5 protein-coding genes are annotated in these 12,240 nt (G+C 66.0%); all 5 read right to left on the bottom strand.

Annotation, left to right across the window (positions count from 1 at the left end; genetic code table 11):
* Positions 1-14 precede the first annotated feature (14 nt).
* The 5 genes from E3T38_RS03800 to E3T38_RS03820 are packed head-to-tail and all read right to left on the bottom strand — an operon-like array spanning position 15 to position 12,166.
* A complete protein-coding gene (locus tag E3T38_RS03800) occupies positions 15-2,564 on the bottom strand; it encodes a transglutaminase domain-containing protein (protein ID WP_134546274.1) in 2,550 nt (849 codons plus the stop codon).
* Positions 2,561-3,949, bottom strand: a complete 1,389-nt coding sequence (locus tag E3T38_RS03805; protein ID WP_134546276.1) for a DUF58 domain-containing protein — start codon at positions 3,947-3,949, stop codon at positions 2,561-2,563. Before E3T38_RS03805 ends, E3T38_RS03800 begins: the two co-directional genes overlap by 4 nt.
* A complete protein-coding gene (locus E3T38_RS03810; RefSeq protein WP_134546278.1) occupies positions 3,946-4,911 on the bottom strand; it encodes a MoxR family ATPase in 966 nt (321 codons plus the stop codon). The genes E3T38_RS03805 and E3T38_RS03810 overlap by 4 nt, the downstream gene beginning before the upstream one ends.
* A 19-nt stretch (positions 4,912-4,930) precedes the next feature.
* Positions 4,931-11,020 (bottom strand): Ig-like domain-containing protein, encoded by a 6,090-nt coding sequence (locus E3T38_RS03815; RefSeq protein ID WP_134546280.1) that lies wholly within the window; start codon positions 11,018-11,020, stop codon positions 4,931-4,933.
* 33 nt (positions 11,021-11,053) lie between these two features.
* The gene (locus E3T38_RS03820; protein WP_370448981.1) at positions 11,054-12,166 is read right to left on the bottom strand and encodes a serine/threonine-protein kinase; all 1,113 of its coding nucleotides are present in this window, start codon (positions 12,164-12,166) and stop codon (positions 11,054-11,056) included.
* Between the last annotated feature and the right edge of the window lie 74 nt (positions 12,167-12,240).

A 12,240-nucleotide genomic window follows, 5' to 3' on the forward strand; every position in this document is an offset into this window, starting at 1 on the left:
GATGATGCATCCATTTATGCTTTGCGGCCGCTGACGGGCGGCCGCTCCCCCATTCTGCTGGTGTCGCGCCGGTTCGGGCGCACTGTGGTGACGTCGCGTCGAGATGCGCTGGGTCGAAAAGTGAAGAGTCGGCCGGCATCGGCTAGCCGAGAAAAGGAGCGCAGCGAGATGGCAGCGCGCAGGCGTTGGCGCTTCGTCCCGCTCGCCGCGAGGCTTGCTCGTTCGGCCGTGACGAGTGCCCAGAAGGCGTCGCTATCGGCGGCTCGCGGCGATGCTTCGCCGAAAATCGCCCGGTCGGCCAGGGTCGCGAGCTGTGCTCCCCCGACCGAATGGTAGTGCGCGGCGGTCTCGACCCGGGTCATGCTTCCCTGGTCGGCCAGGCCATGGTCGACGGCGGCGTCGATGTATTCGTCCCAGCCGCCGGCGAACCGCGCCGACACGTCGGTGGCCCGCGCCCGGTCACGGCGGCGTTTGAGTTTGGCACCGACAATGACCAGGAACGGTGTGCTGATCGCGAGCAATGTGGCCAGGCTGATTCCGCCGATCTTGAGGGCCGCGAACAGCCAAGCGAGGTCGGGGCCGGTGACCGGATCCTGTTCCTGCTGATCTTCGCCGCTGGTGGGGTTGGCCTCTGGCGCGCGCTGCTCGGTGGCTCCCTCGGCGATGACCTCCGTGTTGTACTGCGGGTCGCGAGTCGTGTCGTCGATGGGTGAGAGCGGGTTCTGAAATTGCGGGGTCGCATCAACAGTGACCCAGGTGCCATCGCCGCTGCCGACCTCCACCCAGGCCGCGAGGTTCTGCCCGGAACAGACGCCCGCGAGGCAATCGCCGGGTACGCCCGAATCAGCAGCCTCGGCCGCTCCGAGGGTGAATCCCAGCACCACTCGAGACGCAAATCCGAGGTGGCGGGCGAGCAGAGCGGCAGCTACGGCGAACTGTTCGTCATCACCGACTCCAGCCACGAGCTGGGAATTCTCGGTGGCGGTCGTGCTGTTCTGCTTTTCGAGCAGCGCGGTGAAGAGCGCGTCAATGCGGGCGACCGAATGCCCCGACAGGCTCGGCGAGAATTGGTAGTCGCCGAGGTCGGCGGTCCAGGAGGCCGCCGCAGGCACGGTCAGAGCGTGGCTGAGGTAACCGCGCTCGCGCAGGCGGGTGACCAGTTCGGCCAAACCGGCGCCATCACGCGTGATTGCCTGGGCGTCGACCCAGTCGACCAGGCTCTGCGGAATCAGCGTGTCATCGATCGAACTGCTGGCAGTGCCGGCGAGACCGCCCAGGTCCGTCGCATCCACTTGCCGCTCGGAGACGATCGTGTAGCGGTCACCGTTGCTGAGGGCTTTGAGTTGAATTCCGGATGCCGTATTTGCGTTGTAGAAGAATCCGTCGCTCAGGTCAGCAGCGCGATCACCGGCAAAGCGGATGCTTGACAGCGCGCCGGCCCCCGGCATCCAGACGCCGGAGTACCCGGCAATGTCGAAGCGGGTCGTGTCACTGTCGGCGCTTACGCCGCGCAAGTGCGGCACCCGAGCAAAGGCGGTGGCCTGGTCGCCCTCGCCGTCGGCCGGGTTCACGACCCGAAAGACTTCACCGTCGTAATAGCTGAGCACGGCCAGGCGTACGCGCGAGGCGGTGCCATCGTCGACCGCGGTGCCGGTTACCGTGAACAGCTCGGCGTCGTACTGCTCGGCGCTGAAGTAGCTGCGGTATTGGCTGAGCGGGCTGACATACTCGCGCAGTTCGACGGCCGGGTCGATGCTGCTGCGCAGCACCTCGCGGGTCGGCGCGGCCGCGACCGCCGAGAGTGCGCCGAGGGTGATCCCGATGGCGAGCACGAGTACCCCGAGGGCGAGAATGGCCCGCCGGATGCGACCACCGAGAGCGCCAGGAGTGCGCCGTACCCCGGTCGTACGGGCAGCGAGGTCGAGCGCCGCGCTTCGGGACAGATGGGTGCGCCAGGCCAGAAAGCCGAAGGCGAGCAGCAGAGCGGCCAGGCCGATCAGGCTTTCGCGCGGAGCCGGCACGCTCACCCCGACCACGGTCAGCGGAACGCTCACGGCGCTCGAGCCGAAGACCAGGCCGAATAGTTGCACACCAAAGATCAGCAGCACGGCGAGGGCCACGAGCCGGCCGCCGCGCCAGGCCAGAGAGAGCGCGGCCGTCGTGCCGCCGAGAAACAGGAGAAAGGCCGGGGCGAGCAATGATTGATACGAGCCGACCGGCAGTTGAATGGTGACGAGCTCTTTCCAGCTGAACACCGTGGCAGTCACCAGGTCGAGCAGCCCACCGAGCACGCCGTCAATACCCGTGAGGGCGGTCGGCACCGCGAGCGGGACTCCGAGAACGAGGTAGGCGCCGAGCACGGTGAGCAGCACGGTGAACCACGACCAGCCACGGCGCTCCCCGAGCCAGGCGAGGGCCACCCCGGTCAGAACCGCTCCGGCCGCCATGATCAGGTAGCTGGTGGCCTGGTAGATCGGCCAGGCCGCCCAGACGGCAACGAGCATCATCGCCACGATGAACACGCCGTTGATCACGTGGGCACGGTGTCGTACGGGCATACTCATGCCGCTCTTCGGCTCAGCAGGGCGCGAAAGTCGTCGAGCACGCCGATGGTCAGCACGCTCGTGCCGGTCAGGTCACGAAAACTCGGCTGTTCGTTGGGGTTGCACAGCACAGCAACGACCTGCACGTGGCCGGCGAATTTGAGGGTGAGGGCCTGTAATCGCCGCGCGGTCATGGCGGAACCGCAGACCACGAACGCGATGGAAATATCGGGCACCACCTGCGCGGCGAGCACACAGACGTCTTCGACGTGCATCGCGTGTGGACTGGTTTCGATCGCGGTGAGGTCATCGAGCAGGGTGCGCGTCGATACGACGCTCAGGCTGCGCACAGAACGGATGCTGCTGCGCACGATATCGGGGATCTCCTCGCTCGCCACGACGGCCAGGTCCCGTCCATCGCGAATCGCACGCACGCCGAGCGAGCCAGCGGCACTGACCGCCATCTCGAACTCATCCTCGGAGGCGTATTCGGCGGCGTTGAGGCTCAGCACGATGGCCAGACGTGAGCGTCGGCTCTCTTCGAACTGTCGAACCATGAGTTTGCCGGTCTTCGCGGTGGACTTCCAATGGATGTGCCGCTGCCCGTCACCAGGCGCATACTCTCGAACGGCGTGAAAAGAGATATCGGAGTCGACGATATCGCTCGTGGGGTTGCCCTCGAGGTCGCGCACGAAACCGGCGCTCGTACTCGGAATCGACACGGTCACCGGGTGCACGAACAATCGGTTGACGTCGGCCCAGGGCCGTGAGCGGCCGAGCACACCGAGCGGGTCACTGCGCACGGTCGTGACCGGGCCCACGTCGATGACCCCGCGGCGATAGGCCGGCACGCGAACATACTCTTCGTGAACCTGGCCGGCGCGCAGCAGCGGCACGTAGACATCCGCCAGCCCCTTGCCGATGGGAACGTCGACGCGCCCCGGCAGCTCGAGCCGTTTGGAGACGTTGGTGACGGTGAGGGTGCCGAGTACCTCGGAACCGGCCACGACCCGATCGACCGGCAGGACGAAATCCACGCTGTAGGCGCGGCCGCCGGCCAGAAAAGGCAGCGAGATGAGAATGAGGGCCACCGCCACACAGCCCGTGACGATCAGCTCGGTCCAGCCGAAGATCAGGCCGAGCGGCAACAGCACGATGGCGGTGGCGACCACCACCCAGCCGGCCGCTGTAACCGTTTCACCGACCCATTCGACGGATGCCTTCACACCGTTTCGCACCGTTCGCGACACGCGCATCCAGAACACGACAGCGTCCACGAGGGTCAACGTCGTCGACTTGTTCGTGCGCGTGGTGCTATACCGGGTATGCGTGGCATACCTGCTCTGGGTGGAAGTGCGCGTCAGCGTCGATGTACGTGCGCGACGCGATTCGGTGTGAAAGCTCACGCCAGGTCGCTCCGACTGGGCGGAACGACGTCGAGCAGAATCTGACCGATGACGGCGTTCGCGGTGACACCGTCGAACTCGGCCTCGGGGTCGAGCACGCAGCGGTGCGCCAACACCTGGTCGGCGAGGGCCTTGACATCGTCGGGGGTGACAAAGGTGCGCCCGTGGGCGACCGCCCAGGTTTTGGCGGCCTTGGTGAGGGCGCGCGCGCCACGCACGCTGACGCCCATGCGCACCTGGCGGGCGTCGCGGGTGGCCTCAACCAGGCGGCCGATGTAGTCATAGACGAGCGGGTTCACGAACACTGAGCGCGCAATGTCGCTCATGCTCACGAGCGCCTGCGGGGTGATGACGGGGGCAAGTTCGTGGCGCATGTCAGCGGTGCCCTCGAGAATGCGAATGGTCGAGGCCAGGTCGGGATAGCCGAGCGAGGCCTTCATCATGAACCGGTCGAGCTGGGCTTCTGGCAGCCGGTAGGTACCGGCCTGCTCGATCGGGTTCTGGGTGGCGATGACGAGAAATGGCACCCCGGTGGAGCGGGTGACGCCGTCGATGGTGACGTTGCCCTCTTCCATCGCTTCGAGCAGCGCCGACTGGGTCTTGGGGCTGGCCCGGTTGATCTCGTCGGCGAGCACGACGTTGGCGAAGATCGGTCCGCTGTGAAACTCGAACTCGCCGGTCTTCTGGTCGTAGACGGTGATGCCCGTCACGTCACCGGGCAACAGGTCGGGGGTGAACTGAATACGGGTCGAGACACCCTGCACGGTCTGCGACATGGCTCGGGCGAGCGAGGTTTTGCCGGTGCCCGGGTAGTCCTCGAGCAGCAGGTGCCCCTCGCTGACCATCGCGGTGAAGGCGAGTTCGATCACGTGGCGCTTGCCGAGCACGACCTGCTCAACGTTGTCGACCATCATCGTGAAGGTCGCGGTGAACCAGTCTGCCTGTTCCGGGGTGATTGTCATGTGTGGAGCTCTTTCATTGTCACGGAAACGGTGTCGAAGACGGTGTCAGAGACGGAGACGGTGTCGGTGTCGGTGTCGGTGTCGAAGACGAAGACGGTGTCGCTCTCGGAGACGGTGTCGGCAGGCTGGACGTACAGTCGACGGGGGTAGGTGTGGTCGTACCGGCTACCTCGTTTAGGCCGGAGGTTTCGGGCGCCTGCCAGGTGATGGTCCAGGCCACGTCCTTGACCTGCGTGGCATCGACGGGAACCACATCGCCCGGGTACTCGCTCCACCGCGGCCCATTTTCATCCGGCACGTTATAGAAGGCGGAGGTGACCCGGGCCTCGGCCAGCCCGGCGGAGGTCGCGTCCATGGCAACTTTAAGGGTGCCGCCGGCGGCGCATCCGTTGCTATTCAGGCTCGGCACCGCGTACTCCACTTGCCAGGCGCGGTTGGGGTCGACTGCCGTGACCGTTGACCACTCGCTGCACAGGGTTGAATCGGCGCTCAGGCAGTACCGCACGCGGATACCAGGGTCGGCGCCGAAAACGGTCGAGCCGGTGGTCTCGTCGAAGCGCTCGAAGTCGGTCTCGAAGCCGGTCGGTACCGGCGCCGTCGCCGTAGGAGCCTCGATCAGGTACTGGCCATTGGCCGGCGGCGCCACCCGGTAGGTGTACTCGCCGTCGCCCGGGGCTGCCGGGGCCTGCCACGTGGTGATTGAACCGGCGTTGGCCGTCGTGACTCCGTAGCCGTTGGAATAGCAGAGCGTCACGAAGTATTTCTTGTGCTGGGCGAGATTACCGATTGTGGGATCGTCCGAGGTGGTCGCTCCAGCCGAGGTGAAGCCGGCCGGAGTGAGTCTGCAGCTTGCGCCCTCGGTGAGTGAGGCCACGTACAGCACGTCTGCTGGCAGTGCGCTGGAATTCGCGTCAAACCGGGCGTCTCGAACGCTGATCGACCGGTTTTGCGAGCTCAGCGAACCGGCACTGGTAATCGCGGGCGATCCAGCAACGCGCACGGCCTGAGACGTCGTCTCCTCGGTCGGGCCGCTGCCAGCGGGCTGGTCATCCCGGCTGAGGGGGGTCACGGTCACGGTCTGGTTGCCGACACCAAGCGCGAGGGTGAGTTCGGTCGTTCCCGTACCTGGCGTCTGTACCCGTTGTTCCCTGCCGTTGACGCTGTAACGGTTGGTTGATGGGTCGTTGTTCTCGATCGTCACGGAGACGGCACCGGTCGACGCGCTCGTGGTGCCTTGCTGGAAGACCGGTTCGGCCGTGAGTTCGCCCATGCCGGGCGTGTCATACGACCAGGCCGTCACGCTGACGGCGCTGCGCGATTCACCGACGGCGTTCACGGCTTTCGCCTCGTAGCGGTCTTTCTGGCCATTCGCGGTCGTTCGAATCAGCCCGCAGTCTCCCGACGTGTCGCAGCGGCCGACCGACGCACCGTTGCGGTACAGGTTGAAACCCGCCAAGGCCGGGTAGGCGACGTTGGCAGCGCCGGGACTGATCGAGAGGGTGATTGTTCGGTCGTCGTAGGCGATCTGCGCCACCGCGTTCGGCGCCTTCGGGTATCCCCGCAGGTCAACCGTTACCACCCCGTTGCGGCTTCCGGCGCTGAGCTTGCCCTGGGCGTCGCGCACCACAAAGCTCGCCTCGCAGACCCCGCCGGCGGTGTCACCAGACCAGGTGGCCCGTACGTTTCGCGAATTCTCGGCCGCGAACGACACTCCCACGCAGGTACTCGGGGCGGTGACGGAGACCAGTTCAAGTGGGGTGCCGCGGTAGAGGTTGACCTCGCCGGCGGTGCCGACGACAGCGATCGAGCAGCTCGATCCCGACGATTGGGTGCAGGTCGTCGCCACGGTGCCGCCCTTGGGCAGTTCGCTCGGCGCCGGGCCCACCTTGAGTACGAGCGCCGCCGCAATCGCCTCGCGGTGGCTCGACAGGCTCACCGTGACCGCTGCCTCGCGGCCGGCTACGGCGTTGTCAGCAACACCGATCGTGAGAATGGAGCCGTCCTGCGTCACGGTGAACTGGTCAGACGAGTAGCCGATCGTAAAGGTCAGTGCTGGCACGTCACCCTTGCCCTGCCACTCGACCATGTGGCTGAGGTCGTAACGAATGGCTTCCGAGCCGGGGCTTGCAGTGAGCGCCGCCGGCCGCAGTTCCGGTTGGGGATCGAGCGGTTCGACCACGATCGGCACAACCAGCTGCGTGTAGTCCTCCTGCCCGTCGATGCGTGCTGGCACCGTGCAGGAGTCGGTCCACGGTGCGTCGGAACCAGCCGTGTAGGTGACCGTCGTGCCGGAGTCGAACGTACACGTCGCGTTGCCCCGCTCCCCCGACGAACGGATACCGGTGCGCTGCAGTTCCAGCGTGGAATCAGCGGGAATCGATACGAGGCTCTCTAGATCAAAGCTGACGGATGCGTCTTCCCGCACGTTTTGGTCGACGCTTCCTTTTTTGAGCGCGATGATGATCGCATCCTTCGCCGGAATGCGCAGGAACCCATAGGTGGTCACTACGACACCCTGAAAATTCGGTCCGGTCACGGCGAACGGTGCGAGCAGTCCCTCGTCGGGAACGTCGCCGCTGATCTTCCAGCCGGACACGTCGAGGCCCGGGTGGTCACCCCACAGGGTCAGGGTGAGGTCGGAAACATCTCCAGAGTTCCAGGACACCTTGTCGGTGACCACGTCGATGCCCTTCGGGAACCCGTCTCGTTCGTCAAGGGTCAGGGTCGTATCGATCACGACCGGATGGTCGGGCACCGAGGTGCGCACAACCTTGACCACGATGAGTCCCTGGCCGACATCATCGTTGGCGTTGGTCACCGAGTAGACGAAGGTGAGCAGGCCAGGCTCGTCGCCGGCCGTGAACACCACTCGCTCATCGGTGACGGAATCGATGCGCTGCGCCAGGGCGTCATACTCATCGGTGCCGGCCGCAGCGTCGGGGGTGACGGCACTCAGGGTCAGGCTGCCGCCGCCGGGTTCGATGTCGTTGGCGGCGGGAAAAACGACGACCTGGTTGCCCGGCCCTGCCTGCACCTCGACGTAGTCGCTGAAGGTGATCGGGCTTGGATTGGAACGCTGGTCGAGCACGCCGATGCGCACGAGAGCGACGCCGGCGGACCCGGCGGTGTCGCGCACGCGATACTGAAATTCGATGGCGCCGTGATAGTCGAGCGGGCTGGAGAAGACGATGGCATCCCCGGTGGCATTGAGCGAGGCCGTGCCGCGCGCCGGCTGGGTCAGCACTCGATCGAGCACGACGGTATCGCCGTCGGGGTCGGTGCCGAAGCTGTTGAAGGGAATCTCAATCGTCTCGCCCGACAACACCCGACCGTAGAGGGTGTGCGGCTGGGGCGCCGTGTTCTCTCCGTTGGCGAGCACCTCCACCCAGACTACGGCCGAGTCGATGAGTTCGGGAGCGCCAGCGGTGTAGACGCTGTAAGCGAGCTCGTAGCTGCCCGGTTCGTCGGGGGCGAGGTAGCGCAGTTCGGCGCCAGCTGCGAAGGCGAGGCCCTGGTCGCTGCGGTTCTGCACGGACTCGGCGTTGAGCATCACGATGTTGCCATCGGGCGCCACGTCGTTGTTGATCACCGGAATGTCGATCTGGGCACCGACCCGCACTGAGACGCTGTCGTTTCTGGCGATCGGAGCCTGCGGAACGGATGCCGCGAGCAGGTAGACGGTGGCCTCGCCGCGCACGGTATAGAGCGGATTTTTGGTGCCGTCCGACACCGTGTAGCGCACGGTTCCGAGCTTGCCCGGCCGTTCGTCGGCAGTGGAACCGCGCACCCGCAAAATGTTCTGCCCGACGACGTCGACGCTGAGCGAGGCACCGAGTGCGGTCTCGGGAATGGCTTCGCCGAGCAACAGCACTCGTCCGGCCGGGTTGGAGACGGCGGTGAAGACGTCGACGCTGGTGTCGGCCTTGGGCCGCACGAAAACCGTCACCGGTGACGTGGTGAGGGCCTGAGCATCCGCTGACACCACCGAAATGCGCACGAGCGATACGACCTCGCCTACGTCGTCAGCGACAGTGAGGCTGACCGTGTAGTTGCCGATCGCGGTCGCAACGAAGTCGATGGCGGTGCCGTTCGCGGTAATGCTCACGGTCGACCCCTCGGCGCTCGACGGGGTCGTCGCCGACGTGATGCGGTACAGGCCGGCGGCTCCCGAAATGTGCTCGGCCGGGTTCACCGTGAGCCGCTCATTCACCGACGCGAGCAGCGCGAAGGGTTCGACCATGAGTCGCGGCGTGGGTGTGACCGCGATGGTGAGTACCTTCTCGGTCGAAGCGCCGTGAATGTCGGAGACGCGCACCAGAATCGTGGCCGACTGCGCGGACTGTTCGGCCGCATTCGGGTGCTTGTAGACGAGCACGCCGGCCGGCGTCACACTGACCGAGCCGATGTCCGTGGTGTTGACAGCGGATGCGACGAAGATGGGATCACCGTCGGGATCGACCCAGCCGGGCAGCACCGGCACGGTCACTGTTCCGCCCGGTTGCACCTCCGGGCTCGGCCAGTCCTGCAGGCAACCGTCGGTACCGCACCAGACCGGCGCCATGTTCACGTCGTCGCCGTGCACGGTGAGCGTGACCGTGGTCGACGGCGAATCGAGGCCACCGGTACGCGAGCCGTCGGTGATGGCGTAGTTGAAAGTTGCCGAGCCCCTGGCGCCGGGGGCTACCTGCACGGCGAGTGCCTGGTTCTGATCCGTGACGGTGACGGTACCGAAATCGGGATCGAGGCCGGTGACCGAGGCCGGCACGACGCTGAGCACGTCGTCGTTGGCGTCATGGTCGTTGAGCAACGCCGGCAGCGGAACGAGCTGGTCGACGCGCACGCCGAAAGAATCCGGCACGGCCACGGGGGCTTTCGGTTCAACGACTTCGGAGGCTTCTTCCACGTTGTCCTGGCGCTGGGGCTCTTCGGCGGCGGCCAGGGTCCAGTCCTGGGAGCTCGCGACCAATGCGCCGTCAGGAACGGTCCATACCCATCCGCTCTGGGTGTCGTTGAGAATCAGGAGTGATTCGTTGGCGCGAAACGCGGGCGCGGCGTCGCCGTTCGGAGTGACCGCGCCGTAGCTGAGAACGGATTCGCCGCCGTTCTCGCGAAACAGGGTGCCGCCGGCACCGGAAGCGGGCAGCCAGGCGGCGTAGCGCTCTCCTTTAAAAGGGGTCGGCGCGGCGGGAGCCCCGAGTACCGCCTCGGAATCGCCGACCAGTTCGGTACGGGTACCGTCGATCAGAGCAAAGGCGACCAGGCCGGTCTGGTCAGCGATAAGCACGTCGTCGGCGGCGGTGCTGGGGCGTTGCAGCACGGCCAGTTCGCTCAGGTCAGTCGCGACCGGTGCGTTCTGGCCGGCCAGCCACAGTTCGTCACCGGCCACGCTGAGCAACGCCCAGCTATCACCGACGACGCTCAGCTGACTTCCGGGTTCGGCCGGACCGTCGGTGACAGCGTCCTCGCCGAGAATTTTGTCGTCGACGATGGAATAGCGCAGCATGCTTTCAGCCTCGCTGGAGTAGCTGTAGAGCACCCCGTCAGGCGTGATCGCGATGGCATCGGATCGGTAAGCGCGTGGCAGCTCGCCCGGGGTGACCTCGTCGTCGGCGTAGGGGTTCACTGCGCGGGGCTCTTCCCCAGCGCCGACTGCCCCGGCCAAGACCGCTCCCGCGGTCGTGAGGTAGCCGACCCAGGAACTCGACGATGCGATGGTGCGGGTTCCGGCCGGCGTGTTGTCGTAATCGCCCGCGTCGTCGCCGAGGTTGATCGGTGCCGCGAGGCTCACGTCGACCACTTTTTCGTTGTTCTGGGCGAAGAGCAGCACGGTGGAATCGGTTTGCACCAGTTCGCTGGGTGCTGGCACTGTTTTCACGGTGTCCAGTTCGCCCAGGTCGGTGTTGACGCGGGCGTACCGGTTGCCGTCGCCGCTTTGCAATGCCCAGATCGAACTCGCATTCACCGGCGTCTGCTTCACATCGAAACCATCAGCGACGATCGCCACCGTGGCCAGCAACGCACCGATCGCGGCGACCGCGGCAATGCGAATCACACCGAGGCGAGCCTTCCTGAACCCGGGCAGGCGACGACGGGCCCGTTTGCCGGCCATCAGAACACCCCGGCCATCAGAACACCCCGGCCATCAGATCACGCCGGCGATCACGAGGGCACCGATGGTGCCGCCGATGCCGACGACGACAGCGCCAGTCAGGAGCAGACTCAGCGTGAGCGGCGTAAACCGCGTGCGTCCGGTGTCGTGATCGCCGAGCAGGGTGCCCTCGCGGGTCTGAGACGCCGGAAGGCGCGTGCTGCGCCGGGGGCCAGGGCGCAGGGTGGGAATAATGACATCGGAGATGACAGCGCCGCGCGATTCGTGGTTGTCAAAGTCCACCGGTGCACCAGCGGATGCCCAGGCTTCGTCGGCTACCTCCAGCGCGGTGAGGGGCAGTCCGAGGTCCCGCTCCACGCGCTGCAGATCGTAGGCACATTCGAGCATGCTCGCTTGGCGCGCTGCGGGGTCGCGACTCATCATGCGGGCGAGGACGCTCTCGAGGGAGGCGGGAACATCCGCTCGCCCGATGCTGGTGAATTTCGCTCGGCCAATGCGCTGTTTCAGCTGCGCGCGCGACCCGCCTGAGCCCGCGGGCAGTTCGAACGGCGCCCTGTCGGCCAACAGCGAGTAGATGGTGGCGCCGAATGACCAGACCTCGGTTGCTACCGTGCCGCTGGTGCGTTCGTCGACGACCTCCGGTGCGCTCCAGGGCAGCGACATAGCGAACAGCTCGTCGCGAGCGCCGCCGGCCAGGGAGGCGGCGATTCCGAAGTCACCGAGCACCGGGCCGCCGAATGTGGTCGTGAGAATGTTGGATGGCTTGATGTCGCGGTGCAGCATCTTGGAACGATGCGCCGTCTCGAGGGCGCAGGCGATGCGCACGGCAACGCTCAGCACGGTCGCTACCGGCAGCGCTTCTGCGCGTTCTCGCGACGAATAGGAGCCGGGGCAGAATTCCATGACCAGGTACGGGCGGCCATCGGCAGAGATGCTGGCGTTGTATACGGTGAGAATAGACGGATGCGAGCTGAGCCGCGCCATGACGTCCGCTTCGGCGTTGAACGAGCGCAGCACGTCGCCGTCGACGATGTCCTGCAGCAGCACTTTGACCGCAACGGAACGGCGAGGCATGTTCTGTTCGAAGAGAAAAACGTCGGCAAATCCGCCGGTGCCGAGGGGGCGCACGTAGGTGTAGCCCGACAAAACGGGCGGAGCAGAAGGAAGCCGCCTACCCATCGCTCCCCCGACCTGCTTTGTTTCTATGGTGCGTCTTTGTG

Source organism: Cryobacterium sp. Hb1 (assembly GCF_004403585.1).
Lineage (GTDB): Bacteria > Actinomycetota > Actinomycetes > Actinomycetales > Microbacteriaceae > Cryobacterium > Cryobacterium lyxosi.